The organism is Cohnella sp. GCM10027633 (genome assembly GCF_042675445.1).
Taxonomy (GTDB): Bacteria; Bacillota; Bacilli; order Paenibacillales; family Paenibacillaceae; genus Cohnella.
In genome coordinates this window covers 49,919-68,641 of record NZ_JBHTGV010000009.1, presented here as the reverse complement: position 1 = coordinate 68,641, position 18,723 = coordinate 49,919, and the positions used below count along the sequence as shown (strand labels likewise).

The window sequence follows — 18,723 nt, the reverse complement described above, 5'->3', positions numbered from 1 at the left end:
AATGAACATTGTTCATGTTAATAACACTGATTTGAGCGGTCGCCGATTTAATGGTCATGATCTGCAACTGTCACTTAACGAACAAGGACATCGTGCGCACCAGCTCGTGGTTGAGAAGCAAGGGAATGAAGTAACCACGGTTTCTTTGCTGTCACCGCATGAACTGTTCGTAAGAAGTAGTGTTAGGGGGCTTGAGCAGCAGTTAAGCCTGAATAATTTACTGTTTCCTTTCGGAAAGAAAATCGCCGAGCATCCGATTATAACAGAAGCAGATATTGTGCACTATCACCTCATTCATAACCACTTTATCTCTTTATTCGATTATCCCGAATTGTTTGGAAGAAGGCCTTCCGTATGGACTGTTCATGATCCTTGGACAGTTACGGGGCATTGCGTGCATCCACGCGAATGTACAGGATGGCAAAACGGTTGCCATCATTGCCCGCAGTTAGATGATTCGGCGTTTCCGATGCAAGTGGACAAAGCTTCCCAAATGTGGGAGATTAAACGGCGTGTATATCAAAATATGGATGTCCATGTTGTCGTAGCTTCTCGATTCATGGAGTCATATATTCGTACAAGTCCTCTAACGTCGCACTTAACGAATATCTATCGCATTCCGTTTGGAATAGACGTCGACGTTTTTTCAAATCGAGATCGTGAAGCTGCGAGACAACGTTGGGCGATCCCAATCGAGAACTTTGTTATTGCCTTCCGAGCCGAAACAAATGAGAATAAGGGACTTCATTATATACTCGAAATGTTGGAGAAGTTGTCTGCCGTCCACCCCGTTACGCTCTTGGTTATTGGCAATGCTCATCTTCCTTCCGAGTTAATGGGTAAATACCATGTAATCGAGCTGGGATGGAGCAATGATCAATTCATTTTGTATGATTTTTATGCGGCTTGCACAGTATTTCTTATGCCGTCAATTGCGGAATCTTTCGGATTAATGGCGATTGAAGCAATGGCATCAGGACGCCCGATTATCGTATTCGAGAATACGGTATTAGAGGAAATTACATTTGCTCCCGAATGCGGATTTGCCGTGCCTTACAAAAATAGCGACATGCTAAGGGATGCAGTAGAGTGGTTAATGCATCATCCGGAAGAATGCGATCGGCGTGGCACCCAGGGACGGGAGCTTGCCGCGAAATACTATCGATATGAAGATTATGTAAGGCGACATATTACTTTGTATGAAGATATACAGGATAAACGTCGAGAATCCGATTCATTAAGGGAGGGGAGATAATGGAGGAGCTTCGATACGCAGATTTTTCAGAACAGCTTCAACTGTTTAAAGAGCATATTCGTCATGTGTGTGGAGATCAAGTCGATCGACTTTGTATATTTGGAGCAGGGGAATTCGGTTTGAGGTTATATCAAGAGTTGCGTAATAAGCTTATACCCGTAGCCTGGTTTTCGGATAATAATCCGGATAAGTGGGGGTATCTGGTGGACAATATTTATTGTGTCTCCCCTTCCGAAATCGAAAAGGAAAAGGAACGTACGCTTGTCATTGTTGCAAATCGTACTCCGGACGGAATTGTGAAGCAGTTGAAAACGCAAGGATTTCCGCATGTGATGACGAAACAGGAGATAGACGGAAGGTTAGCCGACATTCCTTCAGTGGCTTTGATTGCGGGAATGGATCGGGTAGAGAATGTGGATTATTCATCTGAAGATGTTCAGATGTTAGCGAAGAGATTTACGCAGATCATATACGAAATTTGCAGTTATTACGAGAGCCGGTACAGTAGATAGCGCCAAGTAGTATAGGAAGGGGAGCAAGTCAATGCGAAACAACCTGAAGAAACGATTAATAGAATTGCTGGATACGGTAATGGAAATGGTTTCTGAAATGAAGAAAATGAGTAGTCCCCAGGCTGCGGCGAATGATTGCGTAGATGCGTTGAATGCAATCTTGTATCAACTAGATCAAGATGGGGATTATCCAAAGTCGAAAGAACAGTTAGAGGGTGCTAGAGATGACTTTATTCACTTTACTAATGGCGACATCGTCATTCATCAATCTTCTTTAAGTCTGGTTTATAACAAGGTTAAAGCTGCGCAATCCGTAATGAAGCATGAAGTTAAAGGCAAGCTCAACGTACTGTTTCTACCCTATAAGGCTTCTATGTGGGATAGTCTAGAGTCAATATATAAAGCCGCCTCCCAGGATTCTGATTGCGAGGCGACTGTCGTTCCGATCCCATACTATCAGTTGACACAAACCGAGGCTATTCCTACATACGAAGGTCACCTGTTGCCTCCGGATGTTCCCGTCACGCATTATAGCAAATATGACTTAGAATATGAGCGGCCCGATATCATTTTCGTTCATAATATCTACGATCAATATAATACGATTACACGTGTTCAGGAAACTTACTTCTCAAGCAATTTGAAGTCGTTTACCGATATGCTCGTGTATGTTCCGTATCATGTTTCTTCATTTATCTTGCCGGAAGACAACAAAGGCGATCGTTCCTACGATTTGCTTTCGATTCAAAACGTGGATCGTGTCGTCGTGATGAATGAAGCGTTAAAAAACGCAGCAATTAAGTTTGGAGTACCTCGAGACAAAATACTTGCATTAGGTTCTCCTAAACTGGATGCTATGGTTAACACTTTGAAACAAAAAAATGAAATTCCGATCGAATGGCAAGAAAAAGTGAAAGATAAAAGGGTCTATTTAATTAATACCGAATGCTTATTTTTCGCAACTGAAACCCATTTAAGAGTAGAGCGACTAACGGACTTCTTGAATATTCCGCGCATTGATGAGAATAGCGTGGTTATTTGGCGGCCGCATCCGCTTACGACGAGCACCATAATGAAGTATTCTCCAAGCTTTTTGCCGTATTACTTGAATCTTGTTAACTATATCAAAGAGGGGGATAATCCGTTTTATAAACATATTATTTTCGATGATAGTCCTGATTATTTCCCGGCTTTGCAACTTGCAGACGTGTTGGTTACGGCAGATGGTTCATTGCTTCGCTCGTACCTGCTAACTGAAAGAAAGGTGCTTTATTGGAGCAATACGCTGCCCAAGACGTCGCTAGTTCCCGAGAATGCCTTTTACTATATATTCGATGAAACAACGCCATGGTTCGAAAGCGTAAGGATGTTTGCGAAAGGCTTGGATCCGTTATCCGAGAATCGCAAGGGTCTGGCAGAGAAGATTTATACCAACGCAGACGGAACAAGCGGGGAGAAGATTTATCGTAGCGTGAAGGAAAGCTTGCCAAATAAATGATTCATAAATGGAGGAAGTAGAATAATGGCCTACGATAATAAGCTGAATGAAGATCAATGGGGCGAAATATTCAATATCGAAAAGTACGCGAAGACCCTAATAAATTCCATTGAGCAGAAGAAATATTATACGCAAACAAAAGAGATGTTGAAGATTGCTACACCCGGAAGCAAAACGTTGGAGATTGGTTCAGGCAGCGGGCAAACGTCTCTTTGTTTGGCGCAATTGGGGTGCGAAGTAACCCTGTTGGATTACTCAAAGGAAACGCTAGCTCTTGCAGAATATGCCGCGGATAAGCTCGGCCTGAAAATTAAAACAGTGTGTATGGATGCGACCAAAGATCTCCCATTTGGGGAGAAGGAGTTCGATTTTGTATTTCATTCGGGGTTGCTTGAACACTTCGAACCATCCGAACGGGTAGATATGCTGACAAATTGGAAACGGTACGGTAAAAAGCATGTCTCAATGATCCCTAATGCAGCTTCCCTGTGCTACCGCATAGGCAAAGAGCGCCAGGAGCATGATGGAACTTGGCAATGGGGCAGGGAGTTGCCGGATTATACGCAGATACGCGAGTTTATGTTGTCGGGTTTTGAGATAGAGAAAGAATACACAGCAGGCGAGATCCAATCGCTGGATTTCTTGGAGAGAGACCACCCGCTGAAGGCATTGCTTCGGGATTTTTGGGAACAACGGCAACAACAAGGTATAACTGAGAACTTTAATCAAGGATATCTATTAATTACCGTCGGGAATAACCCAAATTAAGGATGGGAACTGAACTATGCCTAGCGTTTCAATCATATTACCGACTCATAATGGGTCTAAATACTTGGCATCTGCCGTCGACAGCGTTTTGGCCCAAACCTATCGAGATTTCGAGTTAATTATTGTAGATGACGGTTCAACTGACGATACATGGGGCATTATTTCACATTATGCAGGAATCGACGAACGAGTTAAACCGATTCGGCATCTAGTAAATAAAAATCTTCCTGCGGCATTGAATACGGGATTTCAAGCTGCTAAGGGGGAATGGTATACCTGGACAAGCGATGATAATCTGCTTAATCCTGATATGATCGAAAAGCTAATGGTGGTTTTCGAAACCAACCCCGAAGTCGATATTGTTTATTCCGATTTTGACAAAATACGCGAAGACGGAACATTGATCGCAACGACGAAGACCGGTCCTGCAAATGAACTACCTATCATGTGCAATATCGGCGCGAGTTTCATGTATCGTCGCAAGGTTGATCAAGAGTGCGGAGGATATGAAGAAGACAGATTCTGCGCGGAGGATTACGCTTTTTGGCTCAAAGCGTATCATAATCGATTTTGCTTTTATAAGCTGGATCACAGTCTCTATCAATACCGCGTACACCCGAATACTCTGACAGGGCAGAAGCTTCGGACCGTGTTTCAAGAAACGTTGCGTTTATTGATGGAGAATAATGTAAAACATGCGGATGAGATCCCTGAACTGATTCGGATGCGTTCCTACTTAAGGTGCATCAAATTGGCTCAGGATGTGGACAATCCGCAACTAGCCCGCGAATGTTTATATCAAGCTCGATCCATTCGCGCGAATGCGGACGATTGGACACGTCCTGAACTCATTCGATATGCTTCCAATGAAGTCAAAACACCAAGGCGCTTGATTTTATTTGGTGCCGGTGTTGCAGGTATTGCAGCGCTAAAGTGGATGCAAGAAGAGGGTATATCCGTATCGGCATTTTCTGACAACAATCCTGCTAGGTGGTATCAAGAAGTCGAAGGATTGCCGGTGCTGAAACCCAGTATGTTAACTGGCATGGACTCTCCGTTGGTTATCGTAACGACGGCTTATTCTGCGATTTCTTCGCAACTTCAAACCCTAAATGTTAACGACTATCATGCTTTTTATTTGTACCGTTCCAAGTTTCTACGCGACAAGTACGGAGCGGAAGCGCAACGAATTCCAACCACGCAGCGGGCTTTAAATTGGATATTAGCGAACCGCCTTAACGGCGGGCTAAGGGTAAGTGCGCAAGATGATTTGCCATATCCCGAAGTAACCGGCTATACGATTCCTACACTGCTGGACTATGGTTATGTGGCTGAAGCCGTTAGAATGGCGGAGTATCTAGTGTCCGTACAAAGCGAAGAAGGTGCATTCAGCGGGCCGGGAAGCGATATGCAACTTTATTTCGATACAGCACAGGTATTGCGCGGTTTTCTTGCAATCGAGAAAAAGGAGCCCCGGTTTCATGAAAATGCCGTTAGAGCTGCAGAGTGGCTTTTTTCGGCGCTTCGCGACAACAATGGTTGTTTCCCGAACCAGTACCCAGATTCGCCTCTAATTCCGGAGGCCGTCAATTTGTTTGCATTACCGCCAATGCTTGAATATGCGAGGCTAATTGGTAACGACGATTATATTACGCTTGTTTCTATATGCGCAACTCGTTTGTTAGAGACTCCCGACGCGTTATCTACAACTAAGATTACCCATTTCCTGGCTTATCAAATTGATGGACTGATTGATATCGGGATGGAGGATGCGGTGAGATTAGTTATGCAGGAACTCGCTGAATCGCAGAACGAAGATGGATCGATCCCTGCGGTAAATGGTGCACCGTGGGTAATCCTGACTGGATGTGCGCAGCTTGCGATCAGCTACTATAAGCTTGGTCAGCATACGATCGCTAATCGATTAATGGATTATTTAGATACAGTGCAGGAGGTAGGGGGAGGATTTTTCGGGAGTCGAGGTCCGGACGCACATTACTTCCCGGATAAAGAAATCTCTTGGGGAGTCAAATTTTATCTGGATGCTCAGAGAGAACGAGTTAAAGCTTTCTTTCAGGACAACGTAGCGATATTTCCCGAGCGCGTAGATCCGAGCGACGGTCGACTGCGCGCTATTGCGGATTTAATTAAAGACGGAGATGCTGTTCTGGACGCAGGAAGCGGAAAGGGACGTATGATTCGTTGCCTAGCGGAAGAATTTCCGAGAAGTACTTTTACCGCTTTGGATATTTCCCGTGCGATGCTTGCGTTTGTCCCAAATGGCACAGTTGTTATTGAAGGGTTTTTGGAAGATATTCCGCTGCCGAATGACGCCTATGATGTTACTTATTGCGTGGAGGCAATCGAGCATTCAGCAAACGCAGCGGCTGTGGTACGTGAACTTGCACGGGTAACGAAAGCAGGCGGTCATATTATCATTATTGATAAGCACGCCGCTGAATGGGGCCGTATGGAATGTCCGCCATGGGAGTCGTGGTTGGAACGGAAAGAACTGGAGGCCCTGCTGAACGAACATTGCGAGCGAGTGATGTCCGAACCCGTAACATACGAATTAAGCGATAAGAATGACGATTTGATTATCAAATGGGTCGGAGTAAAACGCGGGTCTTGAGAGGGGATCAACATGAAGTATATTATTTTCGGCGCGGGGAAGTATGCGGAGAAAACGATTCAAGCCATGAGTTCGCGGGACTTCTTAATAGAGTGCGTGGTTGATAATAATCAGGCTAGATGGGGATCTTCTTTATTTGGACTTCAGATTAAGTCGCCTGCCCTCTTGAATGAGTGGCAGAAACAGAATATGGTGGTCTTCGTCTCCGTAGCGGGAGCCGTGCCTTATAGGGAGATTGCAAATCAGCTTGCGGAGCTTGGGATGGCGGAAGATCGCGATTTCTTCAGCGCGGTGAAGATGTTTAACTTGGCAGACGTACCTAACGGTTGGGTTTCCGGGCATGTTAGCCTTCCTGAAGAGTTCGAATCGATTAAAACATTCGACAACCAATCGCGTTTAATTGTTCGAAAAGATGAAAAGAAAATTTATCGTGCAGTGAATACGAAACATGCGGATCTATACCAAAAGGTGTACGAGAAATGTTTCGAGTACGGCTTGCTTCAGGAGTTTGTCGTTGATACGAAAGTAGCGGATCGTATAACCGGTATTCCGTTCGATTACGTATTGGAACATCAATTCGTTGAGCCGATCTCTTATTGCTCTGAGTGGTCTCCGCAAACATTCAGAGCCTATGTTAACTTCATGATCCGCTTTATTAAGAAGCTCGATGAGGCTTCATTAGCGTTAAAAGACGGTCACACATTAAATGCCACCTTCTATAAAGGGAAATTTGTATTTCTAGATTTCGGAGCTTTAGACGAAGGGAAAACCACTTATCCAAGCATGATGGATTTTATCAACACGCATATTACTCCATTATTACTAATAAATAAAAACCAGATTGCCAAGGCATATCTATTCCTCAAGAATCCCGGTTTGACTTATACGTTGACTGACATTATCGGATATCTGGACCAAGAGGAAATCGAAGAATACAATAAGTTAATAGGCGACTGCTTTACATTAGTCACGGCCGGTCGCATTGCGGAGTTTTGTGATCGTTTACTGCACTATTGCACGGGGTTGCCGTTTAATCTGTTATCTAGTAAATGGGCTGGATATCAGGATGAGGAATGGGGGAGTTTGCATAACGAAGACGGATGGGTCGAGAAATCGAGAAATACCGTTGAACTTGTGCGGCAGGTTCGTCCAAGGACGTTGATCGATCTTGCAGGAAACATGGGATGGTATGGCGCTGTATTGAGCGATCAACTGGAATATTCGATTATAGCTGATTTAGATTATAGCTGTATCGACTATTTGTTCAATAAAATTGTAAGCTCGAATGGCGAGTTTTCCAATATTATACCGACCAACCTTAACATCATAACGCCTACACCCAATTATTACAGAGATGATGTAATTGGGAGTACAGGAATTATTCCGTGGCGTAAGAGCGCCTTCGAGCGTTTCCGCTGCGAGATGGCGATGGCGATCAGCGTTGTCCATCACTTGGCTTTCTCTCAACAGCTAACGTTCATGGAAATTATACAGCAATTCAAACTGTTCACGTCTAGGTATTTGATTGTCGAGTTTATCAAGCAGGAAGATGAATATATATCGGACTTCTTAAAGGCTGGATTTGATTGGTATACTGAGGATGCGTTCTTACAAGCGCTGGAAACTGAATTTACGATTCTGACAACACGGCCATCGACCCCAAGTATCACCAGAACATTGTATCTATGCGAAATTAAGCTTCAATCTTAATACCGTAGAGGAATAGAAAAGACACACCGGATCACGGACTAGCGATGATCTGGTGTGTCTTTCTGTTCAATTAGAAGATTTACGTCTGAAACTAATGGATAATATGCGTTACTTGTAACATCATTATTTAAAATATCCGAAAGCAATCTGTTGAATTTTAGTATAATGGATATCTTTGATCGTACCATAGTGTCTTTCAATATGCTTAATAAATGCACCTTTACTGAATCCTCGCAAATGGGTTGGATCTGGCATAAATCCAATCGGTGTAGAAACGATAAAGCAACTACCAGGTAAGCTTAAATTTCCACGTATATTATTCAAAAAGGCGACTTCTTTACTCAATGGAATATGTTCGATAATCTCAGATAGCATTACAGTATCGAGAGTTATGTCATTTGCAAATGATAATTCGGCTATATCGCTTTGAATGACCTTGATCCGATTTTCATCGTAGAATTCGCTATTCTCCATTATTTCTAGCGGTCCTCTAAATAAATCAGATGCGTAAATGGTATGTACATTATTGTCTTCAACAAGAAATTTAGTTATATTGCCGCAACCGCAACCTACTTCTAATATATTCCCTTTGGCATATGCAATGGTATGCGTTAGGCGCTCCCAATAGTGAGGATAATTCGCAATTAACTCATCTTTATTCATTCTCATCAAATCATTATATATTTTGTGATTGATCTCGTTACTCTCCGCTTCACTCCATTGATCAGGGCCAACATAATCGGTGGGAATAGGATTTCCTATATCCAAAATCATAGAAATAGCTTTTGGATCGGAATAGACTAATTGTTCTTCATCATTTAAATGTTTTATTCGCCAGAAGCCTAGTTCATCGCACTGCGCCAGAATTTCTATGTACTTGTAACTCGCGATAAGAATCTTCGTGCTGTTTCTGTTAAGAGCATTCAACTCGTCTAATGGAATGACGCGAGTACCCTCAATATACGTATTCCAAATCGATTTATCGTTATCGTAAAAGCAAACTTCATCAATTTGATACAGTTCGTTTGCACCTTCAAAAGAGTTTGTGATCTGCAGTCTTTTCAAAAGATTGATGCCCCTGGCCCTGGCTCCAAAAATAACTAAGACATTCTTATTCATATCCTTATTCAAATTGCGCTCCTCCTAATTGTATATGGACGTTTAATATCATCATTATACTCCAAATAGTGATAATGTACGTCTTACTTACGGACAAATAGAGTGTGCTTCTTTTCAAATATAGCGTGAATTGACATCCGACGTGAATGTGTTCAAAATTGCAGTTGAGGCAAAGTGTATCCGCTTACAAAAAACCGTTGACACCAAACTTTCCCTGATGTTATATTCGAATTGTGAGGCAGGCCGAATCGCCTATGTCTAACGTCATTTGAATATGAAGGGAATGTTTAGTAGATGCAAGGTAAAGTTAAATGGTTCAACGCAGAGAAGGGTTATGGCTTCATCGAGACAGAACAAGGCGGCGACGTGTTCGTTCACTTCTCCGCAATTCAAATGGACGGTTACAAGGCGCTTGAAGAAGGCCAAAGCGTTGAGTTCGACATCGTGCAAGGCGCACGCGGTCCTCAAGCTGCGAACGTAACTAAAGTGTAATCATTCCGGCGCATCGGCGCTGAGGAATTATAAAAAGCAGTTTTCTGCTGACACGGTAATCTTAGCGCAAACCCTGGAGAAATCCAGGGTTTTTTGTTGTCCGCTTTTGATGTACTCTGAGTAGTAGAATACACTTCAAGGAACCGGGGCGAATATCATTGATCTCCTTAGCCATGATCGTCAAGAACGAAGAGAAATACTTGGATCGATGCCTGAAAAGCGTCGCTCATGCGGTGGATGAAATCATCGTCGTAGATACGGGTTCGACGGATCGTACCGTCGAAATCGCAGCGGGATACGGCGCGAAAATTTTTCATTTCGAATGGATCGACGACTTCGCGGCCGCGCGTAATTACTCATTGGAACACGTAACCGGAGATTGGGTGCTCGTACTCGATGCGGATCAGTACTTTACCGAAGATCCTACGTCAGCGATTAAAGAATTCATCAAGCCCAATGCCAAGCGAGCCGGCTTAATCGAGATCATCTCGAAATACGAGCAGGACGGTCAAACGCTCCACTCCATCGACTATATGGCCAGGCTATTTCCTCGGGGCGCGTGGTTCGAAGGACGCATTCACGAGCAACTGATGCCGCTGATGCCTACTACGGTAGTAACCGGAATGCAGTTATTGCACGATGGGTATTTTCAGACGGACAAAGGCACTCGGAACATCCCGTTATTGCTGAAGGCGTTGGAGGAAGAACCCGATGACGCTTATTTGAATTTCCAACTCGGGAGACAGTACCGGGGGGCCGACGAATACGATCTCGCGCAAAGGCATACGGAGAAAGCATACAGGCTAGTGCAGGCCTCCAACCCTCCGTTCAAACTAGAGACGATTATCGAGTTGCTCGAAATCTATACGAAACGCCAAGAATACGAGAAGGCGCTCGAGCTAGCGGGCAACGAGGTCGAATGGTTGGAACGATCGCCAGACTTCAGCTTCTCCGTCGCGCAATTCCTGCTGGATTACGCGATCGCCACGCAGGACTATTCGGTCATCGGCAATATCGAGAACGGTTATCTGAAATGCTTGGAGCTTGGTCGTGCGGGGGTAAAAGAAATCGTCATCGGGGTCTCGACTTATTTGGCGGCGTACAACCTTGCCGGGTTCTACGAAGCGACCGGCAACGGGGCGAAAGCCAAGGAGTACTACGAGTTATCGGCTTCTTACGGGTACCAACAGGCCATAGACAGGCTTGCGGCAACCATCTGAAACTCGAACGTTACTCTCTCTTTTGCCAAAGAATGAGAGTTTTCTAAAAATTCAAATTTATTTGGCGAATGTTATGCAAGGGCTAATGCGGATGTGGTATGATGGAGGTGTAATCAGCAAAGGAGGCCTGCCGCATGAAATACAACATTCGTGGTCAGCGTATGGAAGTTACCGATGCTCTTCGTGATTATGTCGAGAAGAAGCTCAGTAGGCTAGAACGCTACTTTGAAGCCCCTCCCCAATCTGATGTTAACGTAACCTTAAGCGTAACGAAGGGCCAACAGGCCGTCGAGGTTACGATTCCGTTGTCGGGTTTTCTGCTCCGGGCGGAAGAGAAACGCGAAGACATGTATGCTTCGATCGACTTCGTTGTGGACAAACTCGAACGCCAGATCCGCAAGCATAAGACGAAGATCAACCGTAACTTCCGTCATCCGGAATCCGCAAGGGCGCTCTTCAAGGATGACTACGGTAACGGCAACGGCGTATCGACGCTCGTTCGCGAGGAAGAAGACGAACTCGAGCTCGTGCGGACGAAGAAGTTCAATATGAAGCCGATGGACATCGAGGAAGCGATTCTGCAGATGAACCTGGTCGGTCATAACTTCTACGTATTCGCCAATTCGGCGACCAAGGAGATCAGCGTCGTCTATCGCCGTCACGACGGCAAATACGGCTTGATCGAAGCCGCGGAATAACCTACCTACACAAGCGACACCCCGGTTGCCCATGCGGCGATCGGGGTTTTTATTGGTTGCCAGTGTCTCAAGCCCCCCTTTCCTTGCCCCCTTTTCTCCAAACTGTTAAAATGAGAAGATGCTGTATTACCCGCAGGAGAGAGGGGTACTTCCTATATGCTCGGATTAGTCAAAAAAATATTCGGCGACGCCAACGAACGAGAAGTGAAGCGACTCGCCAAAATCGTAGAAACGGTCAACGGCCTTGAATCGAACATTCAAGCGTTGAGCGATGACGCGCTGCGCGGCAAGACGGAGGAATTCCGCGGCCGACTCGCGAAAGGCGATACGCTGGAAGACATTCTTCCGGAAGCGTTCGCCGTCGTGCGGGAAGCTTCCAAGCGTACGTTGAACAAGCGTCACTACGACGTGCAGCTCATCGGCGGCATGGTGCTGAACGGCGGCAAGATCGCCGAGATGAGAACCGGCGAAGGCAAGACGCTCGTCGGCACGCTGGCGGTATACTTGAACGCGCTCGAAGGCAAAGGCGTTCACGTCGTCACCGTCAACGATTACCTGGCCCAGCGCGATAGCGCGGAGATGGGACAAGTCTATACATTCCTCGGCATGACCGTAGGCTGCAACCTTCACGGCTTGACCCACGAAGAGAAGCAGCAAGCGTATGCCTGCGATATTACGTACGGCACGAACAACGAGTTCGGGTTCGATTACTTGCGCGACAATATGGTGCTGTACAAGGAGCAGATGGTCCAACGTCCGCTCCATTACGCGATTATCGACGAAGTGGACTCCATTCTCGTGGACGAAGCGCGTACGCCGCTCATCATTTCCGGGCAAGCGCAGAAGTCCACGGAGCTGTATTACGCCGCGGACCGTCTCGTCAGCAAGTTGAACGACACGGAAGACTATACCGTAGATATCAAAATGCGCAGCGTCTCCTTGACCGAAACCGGCGTAACGAAGGTAGAGCGCGCGTTCAACATCGACAACCTGTTCTCCCACGAGCATGTTACGCTGAACCATCACGTCAGCCAAGCGCTGCGCGCCCGCAACATCATGAAGCGCGACGTCGACTACGTCGTCCAAGAAGAAGAAGTCGTCATCGTCGACGAATTCACGGGCCGCCTCATGGCGGGCAGACGCTATAGCGACGGGCTTCACCAAGCGATCGAAGCGAAGGAACAGCTCAAGGTTCAGAACGAGAGCATGACGCTGGCGACGATTACGTTCCAGAACTACTTCCGGATGTACCGCAAGCTGGCCGGCATGACCGGTACGGCGAAGACCGAGGAAGAAGAGTTCAAGCGCATCTACGGGCTCGACGTCATCCAAGTGCCGACGAACCGCGCGATGATCCGTAACGACATGCCGGATATCGTGTATAAGTCCGAGAACGGCAAGTACAAGTGGGTCGTCGAAGAGATCGTGAAGCGCCATGCGACCGGTCAACCGGTGCTCGTCGGTACCGTCTCGATCGAGAACTCCGAGCGGATCTCGGACTTGCTGAAGAAGAAGGGCGTCAAGCACCAAGTGCTGAACGCCAAGTACCATGCGGAGGAAGCCGCGATCATCGCGCAAGCGGGTCAACGCGGCACCGTTACGATCGCGACGAACATGGCCGGCCGCGGTACGGACATCCTTCTCGGCGAAGGCGTTGCCGATGTCGGCGGCTTGCATATCATGGGCACCGAGCGCCATGAATCCCGCCGGATCGATAATCAGCTACGCGGACGCGCGGGACGTCAAGGCGACCCGGGCTCCTCGCAATTTTACTTGTCGATGCAAGACGAGTTGATGCGCCGCTTCGGCGCCGACAATATTATGGGCATGATGGAGCGTCTCGGCTTTGACGAGGATTCGCCGATCGAGAGCCGTCTCATTACCCGCGCGGTCGAATCCGCGCAGAAGCGCGTCGAAGGCAGCAACTTCGATGCCCGCCGGATCGTCCTGCAGTACGACGACGTCATTAACCTGCAGCGGGAGAAGATCTACGGCGACCGCCGCGAGATTCTGAACGCCGAGAACATCCGCGACATCGTTACGCCGATGGTGCAATCCGTCGTTACGCGTTCCGTCGATAACCATTGTTCCGACAGCGACGTGCCCGAGGATTGGGACTTCGACGGCTTGGTCAGCTACGCGCACAGCCACTACTTGCCCGAAGATCGCCTGACCAAGGACGACGTGTGGGGCAAGGAGAAGGAAGAGATCGTCGAATTCTTGATGGGTCTCGTCGACCAGCTCTATAACGAGCGCGAAGAGTCGATCGGCGAAGAGACGATGCGCGAATTCGAGAAGGTCGTCGTGCTGCGCGCCGTCGACAGCAAGTGGATGGACCACATCGACTCGATGGACCATCTCCGCCAAGGCATCCACCTTCGCGCGTACGGCGGCAACGATCCGCTCCGCGAATACCAGTTCGAAGGCCACAACATGTTCCTCGCCATGGTCGAGCGTATCGAAGAAGAGGTTACGCTCTACATCATGAAGGCGAACGTCGAGAAGAAGCCGCAACGCGAAGCGGTCGCGGAAGGCCAAGCGGTCGACTCGAAAGCCGAGGAAGGACCGAAGCGTCCCGTCAAGCGCGACGATGCCGCCCGCGTCGGACGCAACGATCCGTGCCCATGCGGCAGCGGGAAGAAATACAAATTGTGCCACGGCCGCATAGATTAAGTGAACGGCGCCGCGCGGCGCTTAAGATAGCCATGAGGTGATTGCTTCCATGTACGAAATCGACGTGAAAGACAAGCAAGATCTTCGCGAGAACGCGAAGCGACTACAGCAACTTAGGGGGTCTCTTTGACTTAGATCTGAAGAAAGAACAGATCGAGAACTACGAAGTCAAGATGGCCGATCCGAATTTCTGGGACGACAACGACAAGGCTCAAGCGGTCATCGGCGAGATGAACGCGATCAAGACGGTCGTCGAGCAATACGAAACGCTCGAGAGCGAAGCGCGGGACCTGCTCGATATGCTCGACATGTTGCAAGAAGAGATGGACGAAGAGATGGCGGTCGAATGGGCGGGCAGCGTCGCGTCGCTAACGACCAAGATCGATTCGTTCGAGCTGACGCTGTTGCTGAATCAGCCGTACGACAAGCTCGACGCTATCCTTGAACTGCATCCGGGCGCGGGCGGCACCGAGTCGCAGGACTGGGCGTCCATGCTATACCGGATGTATACCCGATGGGCGGAGAAGCGCGGCTTCAAGGTAGAGCTGCTCGACTACTTGCCCGGCGACGAAGCCGGCATCAAGAGCGTGACGATCCAGATCAGAGGGCATAACGCATACGGTTATCTGAAGGCGGAGAAAGGCGTTCACCGGCTCGTCCGGATTTCGCCGTTCGACGCTTCGGGCAGACGTCATACCTCGTTCGTGTCATGCGACGTCGTTCCGGAAATCAACGAGGACATTCAGATCGAGATTCGCGCGGAAGACTTGCGTGTCGATACCTATCGCGCCAGCGGCGCGGGCGGCCAGCATATCAACAAGACCGACTCCGCGATCCGGCTCACCCACATTCCGACCGGCATCGTCGTCGCGTGCCAGACGCAGCGCTCGCAGATCCAGAACCGCGATAAGGCGATGAAGATGCTCCAATCCAAGCTCTACGAGCTGAAGATCCAGGAGCAGCAACAAGAGCTTGCGGCTCTGCGCGGCGAGCAGATGGACATCGCGTGGGGCAGCCAGATCCGCTCCTACGTGTTCCACCCTTACAGCATGGTGAAGGACCACCGCACCTCGGTGGAGACAGGCAACGTCGGCGCCGTCATGGACGGCGATCTGGATGCCTTCATCGACGGCTATTTGCGGAGTCAGATCCGGCAGCAGGAGAATTAAACTTACGCGGTCGACGCGTAAGCCCAATAAAGGCAGGGCAACCCGATGGGACGCCCTGCTTTTTTGCATTCATTTTCCTGCGACGATTGTCGCAACCTGTCAATTTGTTCCGGCGTATATGATATAATCGCATCAGACGAGCGCCGTCGCATGCGAGGCGCATACCGGAGGGGTACATTCCGCCATGAACGACAACCACTTGTTGGAAGTCCGAGATTTGCTTCGCAAGAACGGCATTCTGATCACGTTCTCCGGGAAGCTGTCCCAACAGCTGATCGAGGAATACGGAGAAGCGGTGAAGACGTACTTGGAGAACGAAGACCAGTCCACGAAGGAAATCATACATACGTTCTCGATCTTCATCGAGCAAACCCAGAACATCAAGAATTATTGCGCGACACGCGCGGAGAGCGCGGCGAAGGATCGGATCGCCCAATCGAGCATCGTGACGATCGGCATGAACGAATCGGGCAATTTCATCTCCTCGGGCAACTTAATCGAGAATGCGGACCTGCCCGCCCTGAAGTCTAGGATCGACGCGATTCTGCAGTTGGACAAGGACGAACTGAAGAAGCTGTATAAGGAGCGGCTCAGACAAGGGCTTTCCGATAACCCGGCGGAAGCCGGCGCGGGCGTCGGTCTGATCGACATGGCGCGCAAGGCGTCTTTGCCGCTCGAATATACCGTTACGCCGCAGGGCGACGAGCTATCATTTTTCACGTTAAAGGCGGTCGTATAGGATATGGCAACGTTAAGCGAAATCCGCCTAGAGGCGACGAGAAGCACGCCGGAAGTGCGCTTCGATTCCGTCGGCAACCGGCTATCCGTCATCGGCCAATCGTATCCGGAGAACGCGTTCGCCTTCTACCAACCGCTGCTGCAATGGTTAGACGACTATTTCGCCCAGCTTGCGCCGGGTACCGAAGTGTCCGTGGAGCTGCAGCTTCCCTATATCAATACGACAAGCACGAAATGTTTGCTGATGTTTCTCGAGAAGCTGGAGGAAGCGCACGCGGACGGACATCGCGTCTCCGTACGGTGGCTGTACGACGAAGATAACGAGAGCGAGCTGGAGTGCGCGGAAGAGTTCAAGGAGGATCTAACGCTGCCGTTCGACATCATCGCGAAGTCGGCCGACCAATGAGCGGTGGCGGGCGCGCGAAGCTGAAGTACGATCGGAGCGTGTTCCGGGTCATCGTTCTCGCGGGTATCCTGCTGGTGTTCGCGACGAGCATAACCGGCATTCTGTCTTATCGCATCGCCGAGAGCGAAGTGCTCGAGAGGTTGAAGGCGAACGATCTCGTCCGCACCGCCAAGTCGATCTCGAACCAGGTCGAAGCGAGAATCGAGCGCGCCATCGAGACGTCCGTCATGTTGGCGCAGGATCCGGCCGTATCCGAATGGGTAAGCGAAGGAGAACGGGACGGTCGGTTAGGCGAGATCGTGCTGGAACAACTCGTCTCTCTTCCGAAGTCCTTCGACTATACTAACTCCTTCGTCGTGAGCGCCGTCACGAACCAATATTGGGCGGAGACCGGCCGCATGTTCAAGGTGATCGACCGGAACAAGGCGGACGACCAATGGTTCTTCCAGACGTTGGCCTCGGGGAAGCGGACGCACGTCGTCGTCGATACCGACGAGAGCAGACAGGATACGTTCGTGTTCGTCAACGTGCTAATCGGCGACTTGGCGAATCCGCTCGGCGTCGCCGGCGTAGGCATGAGCCTGAAGGCGCTGTCCGAGGAATTCGTGAATTACAAGTACGGTCCCGACAGCCATCTGTGGATGGTCGGTCCGGACGGCACCATTCATCTGTCCGATTCGTTCGCGCAGACGGGGGATAAGATCGGCGAACACTTGGCGTACGAGACGATCGATCGCTTGCAGCTCGCGAAGCCGGGCGAACAGCTCATTCTCGAAGCCGAGAACAAGGAAGGCAAGCGGGTCGACATGATCAGCTATCCGATCCAATCGGCGGACATGCGGCTGATCGCCCAAATTCCGCGCAGCGAGACGGTCGGGTTCCTGAATTCAATCAAGCTGAACACCGCGCTTGCCGTGCTCGTCTCGGTCGTGCTTATCGTATTCTTCTTCGTCTATATCTCTCGGAAGCTCGCCGACCCGTATAAGCAGGCATTGCTCATGAACGCGGAGCTGGAGCGTAACGTGCAAGCCCGCACGAAGGAACTGGCGGAGCGCAACAAGGAGATGACCGACAGCATCGTTTACGCGAAGCGGATTCAAGAGTCCGTATTGCCTCCTTCCGAGTCGATGGCCGGCAGTTTCGCCGATCATTTCGCTATATGGAAGCCAAGGGACGTCGTCGGGGGAGATTTCTATTGGGTCAAGCAAGTCGGCGACGTCCGATGGATCGCCGTAGGCGATTGTACCGGCCACGGCGTGCCGGGAGCGCTCATGACGATGCTGAGCGTCTCGTTGCTCGACCGCATCGCGGACCAGGGCGGCAACGCATCGCCTGCGGTCGTGCTTGGCAAGCTGAATGTGTTGTTGAAGGAGACGCTCAATCAGATGGATCGGGATCGGGACGGATTGTCCGACGACGGACTCGATCTCGGCTTGATGTTCCTCGCCGGCGATAGCGCCGTCTATGCGGGCACCGGCGTTACGCTGGCGGTTGCCGGTCGCGACGGGATGAGCAGCGTCAAAGGGGACAAGCGCAAGATCGGTTACCGCCGAACGCCGGTCGACATCGCGTATACCGATCACCGGTTCGAGGCGGCGCCCGGACAAGTATTCTATCTCTTCACCGACGGCATCGTAGACCAGAATACGATAGGCAGCACGTCTTCGCTAGGTAGAACGCGGCTGATGGAGTGGCTGTCGCGGCATCGCGACAAACCGCTCTCCGAGCAACGCGAACGGTTCGAGAGCGAGTTGGCCGCTTACATGGGCAGCGAGCCGCAACGAGACGACATGACGCTGGTGGCTTTCTTGCCTAAGCCGAAGGCATAACGCT

General features: G+C 49.3%; 15 protein-coding genes. 14 read left to right on the top strand and 1 reads right to left on the bottom strand.

All coding sequences use genetic code 11. The annotated features are described in order from the left end of the window. Position 1 precedes the first annotated feature (1 nt). From ACFQZG_RS19100 to ACFQZG_RS19075, 6 genes are read left to right on the top strand one after another with little or no spacing between them, the layout of a single operon-like run. Entirely contained in the window at positions 2-1,255 is a 1,254-nt protein-coding gene (locus ACFQZG_RS19100) for a glycosyltransferase (RefSeq protein WP_378155378.1), read from the top strand. Next, positions 1,255-1,767 (top strand): hypothetical protein, encoded by a 513-nt coding sequence (locus ACFQZG_RS19095; protein WP_378155376.1) that lies wholly within the window; start codon positions 1,255-1,257, stop codon positions 1,765-1,767. Before ACFQZG_RS19100 ends, ACFQZG_RS19095 begins: the two co-directional genes overlap by 1 nt. 31 nt (positions 1,768-1,798) lie before the next feature. After that, a complete protein-coding gene (locus ACFQZG_RS19090; RefSeq protein ID WP_378155374.1) occupies positions 1,799-3,265 on the top strand; it encodes a hypothetical protein in 1,467 nt (488 codons plus the stop codon). A gap of 24 nt (positions 3,266-3,289) precedes the next feature. Continuing rightward, on the top strand, positions 3,290-4,033 hold the full coding sequence (locus tag ACFQZG_RS19085; protein WP_378155372.1) for a class I SAM-dependent methyltransferase: 744 nt from the start codon (positions 3,290-3,292) through the stop codon (positions 4,031-4,033). A gap of 16 nt (positions 4,034-4,049) precedes the next feature. After that, a complete protein-coding gene (locus ACFQZG_RS19080; protein ID WP_378155370.1) occupies positions 4,050-6,665 on the top strand; it encodes a glycosyltransferase in 2,616 nt (871 codons plus the stop codon). 12 nt (positions 6,666-6,677) lie between these two features. Then, positions 6,678-8,375 (top strand): hypothetical protein, encoded by a 1,698-nt coding sequence (locus ACFQZG_RS19075; RefSeq protein ID WP_378155368.1) that lies wholly within the window; start codon positions 6,678-6,680, stop codon positions 8,373-8,375. Between the two features lie 123 nt (positions 8,376-8,498). Here the strand turns inward: ACFQZG_RS19075 and ACFQZG_RS19070 are convergent, their stop codons facing one another. Then, the gene (locus ACFQZG_RS19070) at positions 8,499-9,506 is read right to left on the bottom strand and encodes a methyltransferase domain-containing protein (RefSeq protein ID WP_378155366.1); all 1,008 of its coding nucleotides are present in this window, start codon (positions 9,504-9,506) and stop codon (positions 8,499-8,501) included. Between the two features lie 282 nt (positions 9,507-9,788). On the opposite strand from ACFQZG_RS19070, the gene ACFQZG_RS19065 reads away from it, so the two are divergent. From ACFQZG_RS19065 to ACFQZG_RS19030, 8 genes are all read left to right on the top strand, one after another. Then, the gene (locus tag ACFQZG_RS19065) at positions 9,789-9,986 is read left to right on the top strand and encodes a cold shock domain-containing protein (protein WP_027087264.1); all 198 of its coding nucleotides are present in this window, start codon (positions 9,789-9,791) and stop codon (positions 9,984-9,986) included. A gap of 158 nt (positions 9,987-10,144) precedes the next feature. Then, positions 10,145-11,206, top strand: coding sequence for a tetratricopeptide repeat-containing glycosyltransferase family 2 protein (locus ACFQZG_RS19060; RefSeq protein ID WP_378155364.1), 1,062 nt, complete (start codon positions 10,145-10,147; stop codon positions 11,204-11,206). Between the two features lie 134 nt (positions 11,207-11,340). After that, positions 11,341-11,904: a ribosome hibernation-promoting factor, HPF/YfiA family gene (gene hpf / locus ACFQZG_RS19055; RefSeq protein ID WP_378155362.1), complete on the top strand. Its 564-nt coding sequence runs from the start codon at positions 11,341-11,343 to the stop codon at positions 11,902-11,904. A 156-nt stretch (positions 11,905-12,060) separates the two neighbouring features. Next, the gene (gene secA, locus ACFQZG_RS19050) at positions 12,061-14,577 is read left to right on the top strand and encodes a preprotein translocase subunit SecA (RefSeq protein ID WP_378155360.1); all 2,517 of its coding nucleotides are present in this window, start codon (positions 12,061-12,063) and stop codon (positions 14,575-14,577) included. Between the two features lie 49 nt (positions 14,578-14,626). After that, positions 14,627-15,746 (top strand): peptide chain release factor 2 gene (prfB, locus tag ACFQZG_RS19045; RefSeq protein WP_378155358.1). Its coding sequence is split into 2 segments (ribosomal slippage): positions 14,627-14,704 and positions 14,706-15,746, totalling 1,119 coding nucleotides; the frame shifts between segments, so codons are not numbered across the junction. A 184-nt stretch (positions 15,747-15,930) separates the two neighbouring features. Beyond that, a complete protein-coding gene (locus tag ACFQZG_RS19040) occupies positions 15,931-16,485 on the top strand; it encodes a SiaB family protein kinase (protein WP_378155356.1) in 555 nt (184 codons plus the stop codon). Between the two features lie 3 nt (positions 16,486-16,488). Continuing rightward, a complete protein-coding gene (locus ACFQZG_RS19035; protein ID WP_378155354.1) occupies positions 16,489-16,890 on the top strand; it encodes a DUF1987 domain-containing protein in 402 nt (133 codons plus the stop codon). Then, a complete protein-coding gene (locus ACFQZG_RS19030) occupies positions 16,887-18,719 on the top strand; it encodes a SpoIIE family protein phosphatase (protein ID WP_378155352.1) in 1,833 nt (610 codons plus the stop codon). Before ACFQZG_RS19035 ends, ACFQZG_RS19030 begins: the two co-directional genes overlap by 4 nt. The last annotated feature ends 4 nt before the right edge of the window (positions 18,720-18,723 follow it).

Excerpts from the sequence above, each read along its gene's own strand:
- ACFQZG_RS19035 (WP_378155354.1), top strand. The coding sequence starts at position 16,489 with ATGGCAACGTTAAGCGAAATCCGCCTAGAGGCGACGAGAAGCACGCCG.
- secA (WP_378155360.1), top strand. The coding sequence starts at position 12,061 with ATGCTCGGATTAGTCAAAAAAATATTCGGCGACGCCAACGAACGAGAA.
- ACFQZG_RS19080 (WP_378155370.1), top strand. The coding sequence starts at position 4,050 with ATGCCTAGCGTTTCAATCATATTACCGACTCATAATGGGTCTAAATAC.
- ACFQZG_RS19030 (WP_378155352.1), top strand. The coding sequence starts at position 16,887 with ATGAGCGGTGGCGGGCGCGCGAAGCTGAAGTACGATCGGAGCGTGTTC.
- ACFQZG_RS19095 (WP_378155376.1), top strand. The coding sequence starts at position 1,255 with ATGGAGGAGCTTCGATACGCAGATTTTTCAGAACAGCTTCAACTGTTT.
- ACFQZG_RS19085 (WP_378155372.1), top strand. The coding sequence starts at position 3,290 with ATGGCCTACGATAATAAGCTGAATGAAGATCAATGGGGCGAAATATTC.
- hpf (WP_378155362.1), top strand. The coding sequence starts at position 11,341 with ATGAAATACAACATTCGTGGTCAGCGTATGGAAGTTACCGATGCTCTT.
- ACFQZG_RS19100 (WP_378155378.1), top strand. The coding sequence starts at position 2 with ATGAACATTGTTCATGTTAATAACACTGATTTGAGCGGTCGCCGATTT.
- ACFQZG_RS19040 (WP_378155356.1), top strand. The coding sequence starts at position 15,931 with ATGAACGACAACCACTTGTTGGAAGTCCGAGATTTGCTTCGCAAGAAC.
- ACFQZG_RS19065 (WP_027087264.1), top strand. The coding sequence starts at position 9,789 with ATGCAAGGTAAAGTTAAATGGTTCAACGCAGAGAAGGGTTATGGCTTC.
- ACFQZG_RS19090 (WP_378155374.1), top strand. The coding sequence starts at position 1,799 with ATGCGAAACAACCTGAAGAAACGATTAATAGAATTGCTGGATACGGTA.
- ACFQZG_RS19075 (WP_378155368.1), top strand. The coding sequence starts at position 6,678 with ATGAAGTATATTATTTTCGGCGCGGGGAAGTATGCGGAGAAAACGATT.